This is a genomic window from Clostridium estertheticum (assembly GCF_011065935.2).
In the GTDB taxonomy this organism is placed as follows: domain Bacteria; phylum Bacillota; class Clostridia; order Clostridiales; family Clostridiaceae; genus Clostridium_AD; species Clostridium_AD estertheticum_A.
In genome coordinates, this window is the sequence record NZ_JAAMNH020000001.1 from 3,878,942 (window position 1) to 3,896,301 (window position 17,360).

Here is a 17,360-nt window from a genome sequence, read left to right on the forward strand (position 1 = left end):
ACTAAAACTATCCTCCTTCCAACTTTTATTTTAGTTTTTATAAAAATATAGACTTTTAACACAATAAGAATACCCCATGCTAAATCCTTTTTTGATGCAAGTATAAGTAGTAAAAAAAAAGACCTCTAACACAATGAAAACATTGTGCTAAAAGTCTCACTTAACTAAAATTAGTTACGATAAAGCCAGACCAAAGGTCAGTATGTTGACTTTATCACCTTTTTCAAGGCAGCTACTCCCTCTTAACTTTGATTATTTATAACATCTTAATTTTACTATAAATTCAAATTAATGTCAATGAAAATCAACTTCAATATGTTGATTTAAAATAATCTCTACTATAATTCATATACCTTGTAACTCAGGCAAACTTATTTACTTGTCCGTTAAACCTTAAGACATGGGCCATGGCCCACAGCTACAAACTTTGGCTTTAATTTAGCTAAAGTCTGCTGAAGTTTTGCTTTTCGCTCTAAATCTGATACCTGATGCATACTAATACTATCTACTTCTGTCTGCCAATTGCCTTGTATCACCGAACCATTAGCTTTCCCCAGACGGAACACTAAATCACTGCTGAAGAATATTCCACGCTTATTTTCCATAAGTAGCAGTCCTTCCCACAGATGCATTTCCGAAGGGTAGTTGATGAATTCAAGTTCACAATCACCGAAATTTAGTTTCTCACCGGGCTTTTTAACTACTGTATCATTTGTAATTCCAAATCCACTGAGTTGCCTTGCTGTAACCTCAGAACAAATTGGTCTTGCCTCTGGAAAATGCTTTAAAATTAGTGATAGTCCTCCACATTCATCGGACTCAAAATGTGAAATAAAAATATATTTCAATTGTCTGTCTCCAAGAACAGCTTTAAGCTGTGGTACCAAGGCTTCTGCCTGTTGTATACTGCCTGTATGAACTAACATGGGCTCATCAGTTAATAATAAATACTGATGAAATGAAAGGTCAATAGGCGCAATATAACTGCTGAACTGATATAAATCCTCATAAATAGCCGACATATTATTGCCTCCTCTTATAAATTAGAATATGTTTTGAAAAAGTATATTAATAATAAATATACTTTGATTAAATACGAATATTATTCTTCCACAACGGGAATTAAGAAAGAAGTGACATACAAATTACTGTCTGAACGCAGGGCATGCATTACTCCAGCTGGGACAATAAAGGCTTTTCCAAAAGTCAATTCTACTTCACTATTTTCAAGTACTCCGAAGCCTTCACCTTTAATGCAGTAGAAAATTTCATCATGCTTTGGGTGCTTATGTAAGGTGACCTTTTTACCTGACGGAATGTGATATACATTATTTACAATAGAACTCTTAATATTTTCTAAATCCATGTTCATTTCTCCTTTAAATAAAATTTAATATATTTAAACTTAATATTGTTTGTTATAATTGTTTATATTTTCAACTATTTTACTTACTAGTTCTTTCAATAAAGCTCTTCTTTCTTCAGAAATTCCACTAAATGCAATATTCATTATTTCTTGTTCAGTTGGCATTATATTTTTATTCAGCCTCTTGCCCTTATCTGTTAGGTAAGTGAGAGATGCTCTTCCATCCTCTTTACTTTGTTTTCGTGATATTAAATCTTTTCGTTCTAACTGCCCTAATATTCTGGTTACATTTGTCTGATCTTTAGCCATTCGTATTGATAAGTCTTTTTGAGTTATACCTTCTTGTTCTCCCAATCTTCTAATGATTCCAGCTTGCTCTGGTGTAATATCATATGGTTTGAAAAAGCTTACAGTAAACTGACTAAACTTTCTATTAACGTTATTTAGAATAAAACCAATATACTTATCAAGCTCCAATTCCATTCCTCCAATTAATTACTTGCTATAGCAATTATATCTAACAGAAATTTTTAAGTCAAGCTTTTGGGGATTTGCGACATAAAAAATACCGTAAAATTTAAGAATAATACGGTATAAAGAACTTAATTTTTCCTCATAGGACTGCATGTTGTAAAAACTTTTTCTTGCCTCTTAAATCCTCATGCTCCATTCTCATAATTCTAGTTGGCCCAGTAATTTTTCTGTCTTCCATTTCAGTAAATAACACTTTTTCTTCTCTTTGATGGTGATTTTCTGCATCTAATATATTAAATATAACAGTCTTTAATGACTCTATTTCTTCTAAACTGTTATCATAGCTTTCAATATTTTGAATTTTAGTATTAATCTCTTCAAGTTGTGTCAAAAATTCATTGACATTCACATGCATTATTTTAAGTTACATATATATATAGATGAAATTTAGATGTAATAATTCATAGTATTATACAATTACATTCTTATTTAATTATATAGAATATTAATGTGAATTTCAAATATTTAACATATAATTATAAATTGTTTCTCAAATTCTAAATGAGACAATGCAGTATTTATGATAAATAAAGTTAAATAATACTGCGTTTGCGTTTCAATGGTATATGTAAGAGTCTTGATATTTTAGTATAAGTATATTAAGTTAAAGGCATTATAATATAGAATAATTAGTAAAGGAGATGTTTTTTATGAGTCAAAATAAAACCATAGCTGAAAAAAATCAAAATATTATACCTAATAGTGAAAATAGTCTGAGTCAAAATATGACTATAAAAGAAAAAGATCAAAGCCTTATTGCTAATAGTTTAGATAGTAAAAATGCTAAAAATGGATATAATGCTAATGGAAATGCTGGCGTACAGGCTGCAACGCAAGGAACTAGAAACAAAAACTAGATAAATCAAATTACTTAAAAATCTTAAAATGTGAAACACAGTAGATTTATACTTTCTCTACTGTGTTTTTTAGAATTAGATTTAATAAATATATTCAGGTAAAAAAATAATGAGTTTACCATTAAACTCATTATTTGTAAATATTCATTTTTTATTATATCCATTATTTATATAGCCCATCATCATCATTATTACAGCTATAAATATAGATAGTATTGCTGTAGTAAAAAATCTATCCGGTATTATATAACACAATCCACTCAACAAAAAAGTTGTGACTACAGAAATTTTTTTGAGCTTCTTTCTTCGCTTCTTACTTTTTATTCTCTTATTGATGTTATCTACGGGAGAAAAAATATACACAAGTAAAACAGAACTAGTCAATACTAATATTGAGGTAACGATATTTATCGATACATATTTACCAATAATGATTATTACCCAGAAAGTTATAAAACTAATAAAAAAACATCCCCAATAAGTTTTTGCATGGAATCCACCTGAAAATAATCTTATTGGACATAAAAATACAAAAGCAACTATGTAGTATTGTTGAAGTGAAAATAAATAGAATATAATATAATATGGAATAATCTTCGTAACTTCATCAAAAGAACAGAGTAATCCATATTCCATTTTTTTTAGTTCTAAGTCTGTAAATTGAGAATTAGTTTCAGAAATTTTTTTTACTATACAACCGATTAATTTATTCATTCGTCTATCCTTTTACATTATAAATTTAACTAAGAATTTAGTTTTCTGTGAAGCACGTTCTACAGATATGCTCCCATTATTACGCTCAACTAATTGTTTAGTAATATATAGACCATATCCATGCTCACCTTTTTGCTTAGTTTTTGTAGAAAAGCCTTTTTCGAAAATTTTGTTTTTTATTTCTTCAGGAATGCCCTCTCCATTATCTGCTATTTCAATGCAAAACTTGCTATCTTCTAAAAAAGTAGTAATAGATATTTCTTTATTTTCAGTATGTGATTTTAATTTGAATGCCTCAAATGCATTATCTACAATATTACTAATGATACTTATTAATTCGTCTTCTCTTATTTTTAACAAGCTAAAGGACTCATCAATTATTACCTTAAAATTTATTGCATTTTTAGTTGCATAATTATTTTTTATTGATAATAAACCATCTATATAATCATTTCCTGTATCTAAATATCTAAATGATGAATGAATTATGTCTGAAAGTTTTAATACATATTCATTTATTCGCTCAACGGTGTTAGGCTTGTTCAAGCAACACAATGCTTGTATAACATTTATATGGTTAGCATAATCATGTTTTTCTTGTCTAATTATATTAATTATTTCTTCCATATTTGAAATTTGATGCTCTTGAACTTTATATTTGTTATTTATATTTATCATTTTTTCTCTTTCTTTTAAGTATAGAAATGCTATTATTGAAAAAACAAAAAATATACTATAGACTAGCATATTATACATTTTGTTATTCTTAATATCTAAAACACTAAAGATTAAGATATATATAAATAGATTAAAAATTCCGATTTGTATTAAAAACTCTGAAAAAAGAGATTCTTCTTTATTAAGTAATTTATCTTTATAGTATATATTAAATTTAAAAAGTATTATGACAATACATACCTGTAGTAATTTGCATCCAATTAAAAAAATAAGTAAGTATTTAGAATTAGTCAAAATTTGATTTAATTCCACATTAAGAATAACCATTTCAATGAATTGAACTAAAGTTTCTGTAATAAATATTATTGAAAAAAACATAGAAAATATAATAGTCGAAAAATAAAGACTTATTTTTGTAATAAATGTTAATAGTAAAATAGAAACTACTATCATAATTAGTATACGATACACATCATTAACATAAAGTGTACTCAAATAAATTGCAAAAACATATATTATGCAAAATAACCCTGATTTTATTTTATATTCAATTATATACTTCTTTTTGTTAGTTAAAGAGCTAAAAACTCCTAATAATATTAACGCTTCTAATATATCAAGTATTATTTCTTTAGTCATATTCATATCTTCTCCTCAATAAAGTATTGACTCTTTTGTAATATTAGTGTCAATAAAATTCATGCGTTCTTTCCCAAAAGAGTCAACATTTTTACTTTAAAAATTCATCCGGACAATTAGGCTGATGTGAATGAAGTAGTGATGTTGGCACAATAGCCAATGTTCCAACAAATAATGCTATACATCCTATTATATTCATGGTTTTGCCAATTAATTTTTTCAATGTAACCCCTCCTTTCCCTAGAATTCACTAGTTTAAACTTGTTTTTTATTCACTATGTATTCTACAATAACAACTCATTTTCCTTTAAGTATCGTGTTACAAAAACCGACCTAAAACAAAAAAAATAAAGATTTTTCCCTGAGATTTGAGTTATTGTGTTGCCACTTGTAATTGTTTGTATACTCCATCACTTGCAAAGCATTTTGCCTGCACCTTGAATCAAAATTATTGCTGGATCTGTTTCTGCAGCAAGAACAGTATTTACATTTGCAAGATCAAAGTCTATATTTAATGCAACTTAAATCTTTGTACTGAGAATATTTTATTTATAGGAATAGTTGAAAGTGATTTTATCAATGATATAATAATACAATAAAATATTTCGGGCAATTGGAGAAAGTTTTCATAAAAAAAATTATATAGAATATAGGGTAGGTAAGATAATGAAAAATTATAAATTTAATTTAATTTTAGGGATAGCTTCTGCAGTTATCTTTGTATTGTTGATTATATTCACAAAGGGTTGGATGGATTTAATTCATCAGATGAAACATTTGCAAATTCAATGGATAATTGCTGCGGCCTTTTGTATGCTATTATATTGGATTTTTGAAGCTAAAATTTTGCAATGTATTTTATTTTTAACTGAAAAAGATTACAAATTTAAAAGAGCATTTAAAGTTACTATGATAGGCCAATATTTTAATTCAATTACTCCCTTTGCATCTGGTGGTCAGATAATGCAGTTTTATGCACTTACAAAACAAGGATTAGGAGCTGGTAGTTCTGGTTCAGCGTTGATGATTAAATTTATTATCTATCAAACAATATTAACTGTATATTCTTTAATTCTTATATTTTGGAAAGCATTTCTTTTCAGAAGTAACACCAACCATTTTTATTATTTAATAGGCGTAGGATTTGCAGTTCATGCTGGTGTAATTGTCTCCCTAATTGTATTTTCGACTTATCGCAAATTAACACACAAATTAATATTAGGGCTATCTAAAATATTAAAAAAGCTTAGATTGGTGAAGAATATATCAACCTTAGAAATGCGCATTAACGACAATTTAGACCAATTTCATAATAATATGGTGATAATAAAACATAAGAAAGTATTGGTTTTTAAAGCTTCTATTTATACAATACTTCAACTAACAATGTATTTTATTATTCCTTATTTTATCTATCTTAGTTTTGGAATGAAGGGTGCGCACATAGGCAGTATGATAGCCGGAACTGCATTTGTAATGATGCTAACTGCGATTGTTCCTTCACCTGGAGCCATGGGTGGCGCAGAGGGTGCTTTCTATATATTCTTTAGTTTATTTTTTGCCTCCAACAATATAATGGCCGCTATATTGTTATGGAGGTTAATTACATTTTACTCCTGCATAATTTTTGGTTTTTATGCTATTAAGAAGAATTAAACAAAGCTAATTAACACATACTAGCTAAGAAGATCTTTATTCAGGACTTAAAGTTGTAATATTACAACAATTTTAATGACATCTAAAACGTATCTACAGTAAGTATATAAAAGCATGAGGAGTAATATGTAACGTTTTTGTGAATAAGTTCACGAATTTAGTTGTATTTTGTCATAATTGGGCTAATTTCAAATTGAAGTTCTTGAATTAATACTATATAATATAAAAATATTGTAATGATAAATTCTATTATCGAGGTGTGTTTATGTTTTCAAAATTAAGAGAACTACTAATAGGTAAGACACTAAAAACAGAAGAATTAGAGGGAGAAAAATTAAATGTTTTTTGGGGACTACCTATTTTATCTAGTGATGCAGTTTCTTCCGTTGCATATGCAGGAGAAGAAATTTTAATTGTGTTAATTGGCGTTATAGGTGTTGTAGCATATAGATATATGTTTTATGCGGCGCTGTGTATTGTAATACTATTATTTATACTTGTTTTTTCCTACAGACAGACTATTGATAGCTACCCATGTGGTGGAGGCGCATATATAGTTGCAAAGGATAATCTTGGCACTATATATGGGCTTACTGCCGGAGCATCGCTTTCTGTAGATTATGTACTGACAGTTGCTGTAAGTATAAGTGCTGGAACTGCAGCATTAACTTCAGCTCTGCCCTCCTTGCTCCCTCATAAAGTAGCTATAGCTCTTGCAATGTTATTAATAATAACAATAGGTAACTTAAGAGGAGTGAAGGAGTCATCTAAACTTTTTGGAGTTCCAACATACTTATTTATTCTTTCTTGCATAGTACTTATTGTCACTGGCATTGTAAAGCACTTTATTTTTGGAATTACACCAGCACCGCTTTATCCAATACCAAAACAAATAGGTGACCTTACATTGTTCCTGTTTCTTAGAGCATTTGCTTCAGGATGTACTGCATTATCAGGGATTGAAGCGGTAAGTAATGGTATACCTAACTTTAAAGCACCATCATCAAAAAATGCAAAAGCTGTTTTGGCTTTACTAGCTTTTTTAATTCTATTTATTTTTGGTGGGTTATCTTTTCTAGCAACAATTTATCATCCAGTACCTCATCCAGATGTGACAGTATTTGCTCAAATTGCACAGCAAGTTTTCGGAAAAAACATTATGTTTTACACTATGCAAATTACCACTGCATTAATTTTAGTAATGGCTGCAAATACAGCCTATGCAGGTCTACCATTGTTACTTTCTTTAATGGCACAGGATGGATATGCTCCAAGGCAATTTTCTCAAAGAGGAAAGAGGCTAAGCTTTTCAAATGGGATTATACTACTCGGGTCAGCTGCTGCTATTTTAATTATTGTGTTTAAAGGTGATACTCATTTACTACTACCTTTATACGCAGTAGGAGTATTTTTATCTTTTACACTTTCACAGGTTGGAATGTTCTTAAAGTGGATAAGAATTAAAACACCTGGCTATAGACATAAGGCATTTATAAATGGATTAGGTGCTCTAATAACTTTCATTACGGTAATACTCATAGGCATGACAAAGTTTTTCCATGGTGCTTGGATAGTTTGTATTGTAATACCTTTACTTGTTTATCTTATGGTCAAGGTTAAACGACATTATACTAGTGTAGCAGAGCAACTTAAATTATCCTTAGAACAAAGACCTAATGAAGGAGTTACAACGAATAACAAGCAACATGTAATAATTCTTGTAGGGTCCTTAAATAAATCAACTTTAAAGGCATTAAACTGTGCTAAATGCTTATCACAAAATGTAGTTGCCTTTCATGTATCAACTGATACTGAAGCTACAGAAAAATTAGAACGAAAATGGGAAGAGTATAATCCCGGAATTTCATTAATAATAAAACATTCTTCCTATAGAGACATAATGAAACCATTAATGAATTTTATAGAATCTGAAGAACGTGCTTCAAAACATGGAGAAACTGTTACAGTAGTAATAACACAATTTATTACTACTAAGTGGTGGCATAATATACTTCATAACCAAACAGCACTCTTTATAAAGAGTATGCTATATAAAAATAGAAATGTAGCAGTGCTTACTGTCCCATATATAATAGAAGAGTAGAAACAGATTCGATTCTCGCCTCTGACACTTTTGTATTTGCAAAGCTAAAAACACCTAGGAATATTATCCTAGGTGTTTTTCTTCTTGTATTTGCCCCATCAAAATTTTATATCACCATTTTACCGCTCCATTTGCCACACCTATCTCCAAAGCAACCTACAGTTTTTTCTCCATCTTTTATTGCTATTACTTCGCAATTATTACCACAACCATTACACTCAATACTTCTAGGCACAAAATCATTAGCTGCTACTTCAAAGCCTTTAAAATTTGTTTTTCCCGTCCTCATAAGTTCTTCCTTTCCAAGCATTGCCGCTCCAATAGCACCCATTACATCATAGTGCTCTGGAACATAAATTTCAGTTCCTAGTGCTTTTTCAAAAGCTACTTTAATGCCTATGTTAGCTGCAACTCCACCTTGAAAAAATATTTTAGAGCGAATATCTTTTCCTTTCCCTACATTACTAAGATAATTCCGTACCATGGCTTCACAAAGGCCTCCTATTATGTCTTCCTCATTATACCCAAGCTGCTGCTTATGTATCATGTCAGATTCCGCAAATACAGCACATCTACCGGCTATTCTTACAGGCGCTTTTGACTTTAATGCATACTCTCCAAAATTTTCAATAGGTATCTCCAGCCGCTCTGCCTGCCTATCAAGAAAAGATCCTGTACCTGCTGCGCATACCGTATTCATTGCAAAATCTGTAACTATGCCATTCTTTAATAGGATTATTTTAGAATCTTGGCCTCCAATTTCTAATATGGTACACACATCTTTGTCAATTTCTAATGCTGCCACAGCATGAGCAGTAATTTCATTTTTTATTATGTCAGCGCCTATTAAAAAGGCAGCCATCTGTCTTCCACTACCTGTAGTCCCTACTGAACTTATTTGCTCACTATCATATTGCTCACTTAAAATTTTAAGTCCAAATTGGATTGCCTTTATTGGTTTACCTTTTGTTCTTAAATATAATTTTTCAATAACCTTTAAAGTATTGTCTAATAGTACAATATTTGTACTTACAGATCCTACATCAACTCCCATATAGTACATTGTTTTTCTTCCTTTCTAGCATATCTATAAATGCTTCTATTCTAGTAATATATCCTGCCTCTCCAGTCATTTCATCTACTACCAAAGTCATTATAGGAAAATCCTTGTCATTTGAAATTGCAGGCAAAATAGCTTTTGATACAATTTCTGGCATACATCCCATAGGGAAAATTTGAATTGCCCCATCAAAATTCTCTTTTTCTGCAAGTAGAACTTCCCCTATACATTCTCTAGCGTGCCCACCAATATAATACGGAAGATATTCTCTAGAGGCCATTCTTATGTCAATTGAGTTAATCTTAAGTGGGCTAAGTACTGCATCTTTAACCCACCAACTTGGAGTAAGCATTCTTTTAGTTGATACACCATAATCCATAAGTTTATCTTCTATATAAAGATTAGAAAATGGTTCGATTACAGTATAAATTTCACCAATAATTGCAATCTTCACTGGTGACTTATGTTCATTAATAGGAATAGCTCTAATTTTTTTCATATATCCTTTTAGGATATTTACCATGTCAGATGGTGTAATTGCTTTTGCAGCATTAATTTTACATTCTTTTAAAAGTCTCTTGAATTCTCCTTTGTTTACTTCATATCCCGTTAAATAATTTGCTGCAGTTTCGATTTTTTCTATTATCTCAATTACATCATAGGCTGTCTTTAGAGCTCTAATTTTTTGGACCTTACCTTTTGTGCTATTATTTGAAATCTTCGATAGACGATTTAACAATTCCTTTTTTCCTATGTCAAAAGGGCTATCAACTACAATAAAAGTTAGATTGTGCCCTATTTTCTTTAGAGCATTAATCTGTAATTCACAGTACTCACCAAATCTACAAGGCCCACAGCTACCAGGAAGAATTATGGTATCTGCTCCCATCTCAATGCTCTGCAAATAATTACCCATCATAATTTTATAAGGTAAGCACATTTCTTCTGGAGAGAATTTTGAACCTAGCTCTAACGCCTCATTGCTACTAAAAGGTGGAATTATGCATTCTATTCCCAGTCCATCAAATAGTGCTTTAGCTGCAAGATGTGTGTTGCCTAAATGTGGAAATGTTATTTTCATTATTCTTTTTCCTTTCAATCATATCGATAAAAGCCTCAATTCTTGTATCCAGACCGCCTTCACCAGTATGTTCATCAACTTTTAATATAAGTAGTGGAAAATCTCCAATTTTTTCTTTAATAAGCTCAAGTACCACAGAGTCAATTCCACAGGCAAATGAGGATATATATATTGCTCCGGAAGTCTCATTATCTTTTGCTATAGCAGTTGTAAATCCATAAGAATTTGTAGCAAAGGTCCAAAATGGTTTTTTAAAAAGAGCTTTTACTTCTAACTTAATTCGCTTCTCCTCTACATATTCTTCTGTTATTACCCCCACGCCCATTTCATTTAATTTTTTTACTATATTCATATTAATAAAAGTATCGTAAATATTATATGGATGACCTACTAGTGCAATAGTTATTTTAAATCCTTCATCTTTAATACCAAATTTAAAATTTCTCTGCTCTTCTAATGCACTGTTAAATGCACCTCTTATTTTACTAGTATCCTTCGTAATCATCCTCCCAAGTCTTTTGCACCAAGTATATAATTCCTTGTCACTGGTGGCATATATAGGTTCTGTCATAAGCTTTGGCATATTTGGAATGCTATATATTATCATTTCCGGAAGCCCACAAAACTTGGGACATATAAATTCCCGCGGGCGCACCCTCATAATTCTAGGTATTATTAATAAATCACATTTGTCCTTTATATCCATTATATGTCCATGAAATATCTTTATAGGCAAACAAGCCTCGTCAACACAGCATTTAACTCCTGCATTTAAAATATCCTTATTTGTATCCGCAGATGTAATTACTTCTGCACCGAGTTCAATTAAAAATCTTTCTATAAAAAGGTGGTATTTATAATATAGTAAGCCTTTTGGGACACCAACTTTCATAATTTCCTCCTTGTATTCTACTTTTTAGCACTTCTCTATTCTGAACTATTAATGTAAAAAATATTCCTAAAATATAAAAAACCTGGAACTTAACCTCCAGGTTTTTTACATTAATAATCCATTCCAAGTAATTCACCCTACTGTTTAACTTTAACTTTTAAGATAATCTTTTATTTAAAAATAAAAATATGCTAATATCCACATATTGTGTAATAAAAGATAATTTTGCAACATATTTTATTTACAAGGCAGTAGAAGGAAGTGATTATTTGAGCGTTAGTATAAAGAAATATATTTCAATTATAATATGTATTTTTTTCTCTTTAACCCTCTATGGATGTAAATATAAATTTAATAAAAATATTTTTATAAAAAATAAACCAAACACTTATTATTACACTAATTTATTAATGAAGGATTTATCTCTAGAAAAGCCAACAGAGCTTTATGCTCTTTATATGAATTTTTATAAGAAGAAGGACTTTTCTGTGGGGGATTTATCTACATTCACTGATTTTTTCAAATCATTAAATACTGATAGCTTCATACAAAAGCCAGCTAACCTGACAAATAAACCAATATATAAAATATTTTTAACCTTTAGTAAAAATAAATATATTATAAATGTATATAATGAAAATTTAATTTCCATTTATCCCTGGGATGGTGGCTATAGCATGGATTACATTGACACAACTAAAATGTACAAAGCTTATAATCTTTATGGACTCTGCAAATACCTTATACCTAAATAAGGTATTTGTTTTTTTTCTAGGATAATTGCATTATCCTCTATAAATAATCACATTATAAGTATATAATTTTGAATATAGATAATGCACATACAAATAAACAAAAATCCCATAACAATTGATAATTGTTATGTACAGAATATAACTACGAGGAGGTCATGCATGCAAGCTATAGATTTTAAAGAGATTAATCAAAAAATATCCAGAAAATTATTAAGCCCAAAATATTTGAAAACCCATGGTATCCCAAAAACTCTTGTAGAAAATTTTTTATCCAGCTCATGCTACATAGAAAACTTAAAAATTATGATAGAATGCGCGGATTTTACATGTACACGTACTCTTTTAATCTGTGAACAGGTTATGAGTGAGCTGTGCAATGATATATTACCTAAAGACATGCTGAGGTACTTATATAATTTTGCATTAAACAAGTCCTTTCCAGAGGCCGTAACCATGGTGCTGGGTAATAATCTAGAAACCGCCTCTGAACTATACCTAGCAGTTCTTAGAATTGTATGTAATGTACAAAAAAATTGTAGTGATAACACTTGGCAAAGTAACTACGCCATGAATTTTTTGCTGGAGGAAGAAATAGAGAATTTAGAAAATGACGATGAATATGTAAAATTTATTAAAGCTTTCAGGAAAGATTACGTCTATGAAATGATGAAACTAAATGGCGAGGTTTTTAAATATAATACTCTTGATCATATTTGTGGAGTACACTATCTTTCATTGCATCTCGCAAGGCAACTTAAGGACAAGAATGTTAAAATAGATTTAGGGAGAGTATCAGGAGCTGCTGCTGGGCATGATGTTGGAAAATATGGTTGCTTCGGTGATGATCTTAAAAGAGTTCCTCATTTACATTACTATTATACAGATCAATGGTTTAAAAAACATTGTATAAATTATATTAGAAATATTGCAATAAATCATTCTACTTGGGATTTAGAGCTTGAAAATCTTTCACTGGAATCGCTAATATTAATATATTCTGACTTTAGAGTTAAAAATCTTGAAACAAGCGAAGGTCCCACCATGAACATATTTTCCTTAGATAAATCCTTCAAGGTTATACTTGATAAATTAGAAAATGTGGATGAAAAAAAAGAAAAAAGATATAGAAGGGTATATGCTAAACTAAAAGATTTTGAAGATTATTTAGTCAGTATTGGCATCAACACGTCTCTAGAGAAAACGAAAAATCCGGAGATTCAGAAAACTCCAATCTATTCTTTGATGCAAGGACCTGATATAGTTCAAAACCTTAAATATCTTTCTATAAACCATAATATTAACTTAATGCATACCCTGCGTGATGAATTTTCTTTAGATGAAATATTAGAACAGGCTAGAAGTGAAAAAGACTGGAAAAATTTAAGACAATATATAATGGTATTTGAAGAATACTCTACCTATTTAACTCAAAAACAAAAGCTACAGACTATGAAGTTTCTCTATGATAATCTGACCCATCCTGAGGACGATATCAGACGTCTTTGTGCTCAGCTTATTGGATTACTTATAGCTATTTTTGATGAGGATTATAATAAGGAAATTCCCAAAAATGTAGATATAGAAAGCCCCAATATATCAAGTTCAGATTTATTTGTGGAATACTTAAACCTGCTACTTTATCCAAGTCACAAAATGATTATAGGTCATAGAACTTGGATGGGTTATAGCACTAAAATTATGGTTAACGCACTATTTAAAAATTGCAGAAAAAGCATGCTTATCTCCTACAGAAATATTATTCTTAAGTATTATGATGTATCACGTCCTAGTAATACAGAAACTCAATTGTTTTTATTAGAGACCGCAAAATATATTCCCATGGAACCATATGATGACAACTTGTCCACATTGTTTAAATATGTGATTTTAATGACAAACAAAAGAAGCAGTATTTTAAGACTTTCTGCCTTAGAAGTTATAAACTGCTTAATAATTAAGCTCCCAAAATTTAACTATTTAAAAGAAAATTTAATAGGTCAGTTTGCCAGTTACTACACTAAAAGTAAAATTCCCGCAGAAAATTTACTTAAACTTAGAATTTTTACTTTACTTAATATAAAAGCCTCTATTCCTATTTTTCAAGACTTCTGCGAGCAAGATTACGCAAAAATACCTGACATATTTTTAAGCAATTTAAAAACAGCAACCGATTGGATAAAAAAGAAAAACCAAATTGATTTATTATTAAATTATACTATAAATAAAGCCCCTTCAACAGGCCTTCACACAGCTATTCATTTTTGTAATTTGCTTAAAGTAAGTGCTGTAGAAAGTGTTCGTAATAGGGCAGGGATCTCCATACTTAAAATTATGCCAACACTTACACTACCTGAACGAAATGAAATTTCAGTAGAACTTCTTCGAGCACTAGAAATAGAAGGGCATAGATTTACTGAGTATATTCCGCCCTATCTAGGTGAAATACTTCTTTGGCTACAACCTGTGGAGTTAAATGAAATTATTGATGATTTGAAAATCAAAATAAAAATATCCAATGAAAATGTAAAACCTCTTTTTCTTAAGACTCTAGGTGTGTGCTTAGCTAATTATCCTAAGTATAAAAATAGATTTATTGAAAAGTCAGAGGATTATAATAATCGCCTATTAAATATACTTGGTATACTTTTAAACGGCCTAGCTGATTACAAAACAAAAGTTAAGCAAGCTGCTATAAGTACTTTTGGGAAAGATGTTTTTGGTTCTAAACTCCTATCTTTAGAGGAAAAAATTATTATATTTAAATTGTCTGCAAAAAAAATTCTTACATTAATTACAGAGGATGACACAGAAAAATTACTTTTCCTTACAAATTCCGCAGCACTGAATCATATATATAGATTTATATCAGATTTTAGCTTTTTTATAGGAGAAATCAATATACCTATTCCCTCAAAAACAGCTTTTTTCCCAGGTACCTTTGACCCATTTTCCCTTAGTCATAAAAATATTGCAAAATCAATTAGAAATATGGGTTTTGAAGTTTATTTATCTGTGGATGAGTTTTCTTGGTCAAAGAAAACCTTGCCAAATTTACTTCGTAAAAATTTGCTAAGTATGTCCATTGCAGATGAATTAAATATTTTTATTTATCCAGAAAACTTTCCAACAAATATTTCTAATCCAGAGGATTTGAAAGAGTTAAAGAAAAACTTTAGTGAATCTCAGGTTTATTTTGTTGCTGGTAGTGATGTTATATTAAATGCTACCTGCTATAAAAAACCTATAACTGAATTCTCTATACACAATTTTCCACATATAATTTTTGAGCGTGGAAAAAGCAAACAATTAGATGAGGCTACGAAAAAAATCCTTGGAGAAATTAAATTGATAAATCTCCCTTCTAGTTATGCTAGCATTAGCTCTAGTCAAATAAGGAATTATATTGACGATAATCGTGATATTTCAAGTTTAATCGATCCACTAGTTCAGCAGTATATTTATGAAAATGGTTTTTATCAAAGAGAGCCACAAGATAAGCTTTCACTGGCATACCCTCATATAGATATTGAATTTGCTGAAGAGTTTACTGAAGCTTTCATAAAAAAACTTTCTAATTCCTGTGATGACAAAGAACTTGTTTTCCAAATTTTAACTGAACTTTCGAAAAAAATAGCCCCAAAACTTGTAATAATTAAAAATATTCAAACCCATGAAATTCTAGGTTTTGCATCAATGCATTGGATTCGTTCAAATATTTTATACAGTGAATTGTATGATGATAAATTATCAAGATATGTTCGTGAAAATGCCTCTGGTAGAATTATTCTTATTGACCTAATGTATATAAACAATAAGGAAAAGAATAAAGAAAAGAATAAAATATTGGAACAAATACTTATTACAGAATCTTTAGCTTATGCATTATCTAAAGACTATGAATATGCAATTTTTAAGCCAATATTGCAAGAATTATATGCTCCTTCTTTAATAGAACTTCTATATTTGCATGGTTTTAAAAAAGTTGACACTACGGATCCTAGTTTAACGGCACTTGTGATAGATATGAATAACCCTTGCGTATTAAACTTAGATTTAGAAAATATTCTTAAGGAACCCTTTAGAAGCAGTGCAAGAGTAAAGCAAGTTATTTGTAGTACAAGAAAGAGTTTGCAGAAAGCTATTTCTAATTTGTATCCTGGTGAACTGGTATTATCCTTTGATAGTGATGTACTTCATCAGCAAATGATAAAAAAGGTTTGCAGTGAGAATAATGTTCCAATTAAAATGAGTCACACTAAACAAAATGGCGAAGCAATGTGTGTGCCTTATGGAGATATTCTTGATAGGTATATAGTTCCCAATACCGTTACTAAATCACTGCATACAGAAAAGTTTTTTAGGCCTGACATTAAAAAATTTCACATTGGAGAATTTCCTTATTACTTAAACCTTGAGCATCAAATTAAAATGATAAAGTCTTTTAATAGACCTGTAATACTGGTAGATAATATACTTCATAAAGGTTATAGGATGAAAGCTTTAGATCCTCTCTTAAAAAAGGAGGCGGTAAATGTGAAAAAAATCATTGCTGGTATCCTATCAGGACGGGGAAAAGATCTAATGGATATGCAACACCGCGATGTTGATAGTGTTTACTTTATACCCAAGCTTAAAATTTGGTTTAATGAGAATACACTATATCCCTTCATAGGTGGAGATGCGCTTTGGAGAGGCAGTTATCCAAAAAGGAACTTGCTTCCGTCCATTAATTTAATACTTCCCTATACTTATCCTGTTTTTATAAAAAATGCGATGCCTAAAAGCCTTTATGAATTATCAAGAGTGTGTATTGAAAATTCTATAGAGCTTTTAAGAGTTTTAGAAAATGAATATCATATTTTATATACTCGTAATTTAACTTTAGCTTCCTTAGGTGAAGTGTTTACTATTCCACGTTGTCCTGATATTGGACGCGATATGCAATATGATTTAAATATATCTCCCTCCCATTACCTAGAAAATGATTTACAACAATTAGGTAGATTAGATAATTTATTATAAAA

At 30.1% G+C, this 17,360-nt stretch carries 14 protein-coding genes and 1 pseudogene; 5 read left to right on the plus strand and 10 right to left on the minus strand.

Translation table 11 applies throughout. The features are described from left to right. Positions 1-386 precede the first annotated feature (386 nt). The 4 genes and pseudogenes from G9F72_RS18495 to G9F72_RS18510 form a co-directional block, all read right to left on the minus strand. Positions 387-1,022: an MBL fold metallo-hydrolase gene (locus tag G9F72_RS18495; RefSeq protein WP_164959726.1), complete on the minus strand. Its 636-nt coding sequence runs from the start codon at positions 1,020-1,022 to the stop codon at positions 387-389. Between the two features lie 80 nt (positions 1,023-1,102). After that, positions 1,103-1,366 (minus strand): cupin domain-containing protein, encoded by a 264-nt coding sequence (locus tag G9F72_RS18500; protein WP_164959725.1) that lies wholly within the window; start codon positions 1,364-1,366, stop codon positions 1,103-1,105. 39 nt (positions 1,367-1,405) lie between these two features. Beyond that, positions 1,406-1,843, minus strand: coding sequence for a MarR family winged helix-turn-helix transcriptional regulator (locus G9F72_RS18505; RefSeq protein ID WP_164959724.1), 438 nt, complete (start codon positions 1,841-1,843; stop codon positions 1,406-1,408). 151 nt (positions 1,844-1,994) lie between these two features. Next, positions 1,995-2,252 (minus strand): annotated as a pseudogene (locus G9F72_RS18510) (hemerythrin domain-containing protein); the annotation flags it as partial. 298 nt (positions 2,253-2,550) lie between these two features. Here G9F72_RS18510 and G9F72_RS18515 point away from each other — a divergent pair. Next, complete coding sequence (locus tag G9F72_RS18515; RefSeq protein WP_164959722.1) at positions 2,551-2,757, plus strand: hypothetical protein; 207 nt, start codon at positions 2,551-2,553, stop codon at positions 2,755-2,757. Between the two features lie 144 nt (positions 2,758-2,901). On the opposite strand, the gene G9F72_RS18520 is transcribed toward G9F72_RS18515, so the two are convergent. The 3 genes from G9F72_RS18520 to G9F72_RS18530 form a co-directional block, all read right to left on the minus strand. Continuing rightward, a complete protein-coding gene (locus tag G9F72_RS18520; RefSeq protein ID WP_164959721.1) occupies positions 2,902-3,471 on the minus strand; it encodes an accessory gene regulator B family protein in 570 nt (189 codons plus the stop codon). A 12-nt stretch (positions 3,472-3,483) separates the two neighbouring features. Further along, positions 3,484-4,788, minus strand: a complete 1,305-nt coding sequence (locus tag G9F72_RS18525; protein ID WP_318010958.1) for a sensor histidine kinase — start codon at positions 4,786-4,788, stop codon at positions 3,484-3,486. Between the two features lie 91 nt (positions 4,789-4,879). Continuing rightward, a complete protein-coding gene (locus tag G9F72_RS18530) occupies positions 4,880-5,011 on the minus strand; it encodes a cyclic lactone autoinducer peptide (RefSeq protein ID WP_224676171.1) in 132 nt (43 codons plus the stop codon). A 443-nt stretch (positions 5,012-5,454) separates the two neighbouring features. On the opposite strand from G9F72_RS18530, the gene G9F72_RS18535 reads away from it, so the two are divergent. Further along, on the plus strand, positions 5,455-6,444 hold the full coding sequence (locus G9F72_RS18535; protein ID WP_164959719.1) for a YbhN family protein: 990 nt from the start codon (positions 5,455-5,457) through the stop codon (positions 6,442-6,444). A 265-nt stretch (positions 6,445-6,709) separates the two neighbouring features. Beyond that, positions 6,710-8,548: an APC family permease gene (locus G9F72_RS18540; protein WP_164959718.1), complete on the plus strand. Its 1,839-nt coding sequence runs from the start codon at positions 6,710-6,712 to the stop codon at positions 8,546-8,548. 106 nt (positions 8,549-8,654) lie between these two features. Here the strand turns inward: G9F72_RS18540 and G9F72_RS18545 are convergent, their stop codons facing one another. The 3 genes from G9F72_RS18545 to G9F72_RS18555 are packed head-to-tail and all read right to left on the minus strand — an operon-like array spanning position 8,655 to position 11,581. Next, the gene (locus G9F72_RS18545; protein ID WP_164959717.1) at positions 8,655-9,611 is read right to left on the minus strand and encodes an acyl-CoA dehydratase activase; all 957 of its coding nucleotides are present in this window, start codon (positions 9,609-9,611) and stop codon (positions 8,655-8,657) included. After that, on the minus strand, positions 9,592-10,689 hold the full coding sequence (locus tag G9F72_RS18550) for an acyl-CoA dehydratase activase-related protein (RefSeq protein WP_164959716.1): 1,098 nt from the start codon (positions 10,687-10,689) through the stop codon (positions 9,592-9,594). The genes G9F72_RS18545 and G9F72_RS18550 overlap by 20 nt, the downstream gene beginning before the upstream one ends. Beyond that, complete coding sequence (locus tag G9F72_RS18555) at positions 10,643-11,581, minus strand: acyl-CoA dehydratase activase-related protein (RefSeq protein WP_164959715.1); 939 nt, start codon at positions 11,579-11,581, stop codon at positions 10,643-10,645. The genes G9F72_RS18550 and G9F72_RS18555 overlap by 47 nt, the downstream gene beginning before the upstream one ends. A 269-nt stretch (positions 11,582-11,850) precedes the next feature. Between G9F72_RS18555 and G9F72_RS18560 the strand changes: the two genes are divergently transcribed. Next, a complete protein-coding gene (locus G9F72_RS18560) occupies positions 11,851-12,336 on the plus strand; it encodes a DUF4883 family protein (RefSeq protein WP_164959714.1) in 486 nt (161 codons plus the stop codon). Between the two features lie 159 nt (positions 12,337-12,495). Then, positions 12,496-17,358 (plus strand): cytidyltransferase, encoded by a 4,863-nt coding sequence (locus G9F72_RS18565; protein ID WP_164959713.1) that lies wholly within the window; start codon positions 12,496-12,498, stop codon positions 17,356-17,358. Positions 17,359-17,360: the final 2 nt, after the last annotated feature.

Excerpts from the sequence above, each read along its gene's own strand:
- G9F72_RS18495 (WP_164959726.1), bottom strand. The coding sequence starts at position 1,022 with ATGTCGGCTATTTATGAGGATTTATATCAGTTCAGCAGTTATATTGCG.
- G9F72_RS18500 (WP_164959725.1), bottom strand. The coding sequence starts at position 1,366 with ATGGATTTAGAAAATATTAAGAGTTCTATTGTAAATAATGTATATCAC.
- G9F72_RS18515 (WP_164959722.1), top strand. The coding sequence starts at position 2,551 with ATGAGTCAAAATAAAACCATAGCTGAAAAAAATCAAAATATTATACCT.
- G9F72_RS18520 (WP_164959721.1), bottom strand. The coding sequence starts at position 3,471 with ATGAATAAATTAATCGGTTGTATAGTAAAAAAAATTTCTGAAACTAAT.
- G9F72_RS18525 (WP_318010958.1), bottom strand. The coding sequence starts at position 4,788 with ATGACTAAAGAAATAATACTTGATATATTAGAAGCGTTAATATTATTA.
- G9F72_RS18535 (WP_164959719.1), top strand. The coding sequence starts at position 5,455 with ATGAAAAATTATAAATTTAATTTAATTTTAGGGATAGCTTCTGCAGTT.
- G9F72_RS18540 (WP_164959718.1), top strand. The coding sequence starts at position 6,710 with ATGTTTTCAAAATTAAGAGAACTACTAATAGGTAAGACACTAAAAACA.
- G9F72_RS18545 (WP_164959717.1), bottom strand. The coding sequence starts at position 9,611 with ATGTACTATATGGGAGTTGATGTAGGATCTGTAAGTACAAATATTGTA.
- G9F72_RS18550 (WP_164959716.1), bottom strand. The coding sequence starts at position 10,689 with ATGAAAATAACATTTCCACATTTAGGCAACACACATCTTGCAGCTAAA.
- G9F72_RS18555 (WP_164959715.1), bottom strand. The coding sequence starts at position 11,581 with ATGAAAGTTGGTGTCCCAAAAGGCTTACTATATTATAAATACCACCTT.
- G9F72_RS18565 (WP_164959713.1), top strand. The coding sequence starts at position 12,496 with ATGCAAGCTATAGATTTTAAAGAGATTAATCAAAAAATATCCAGAAAA.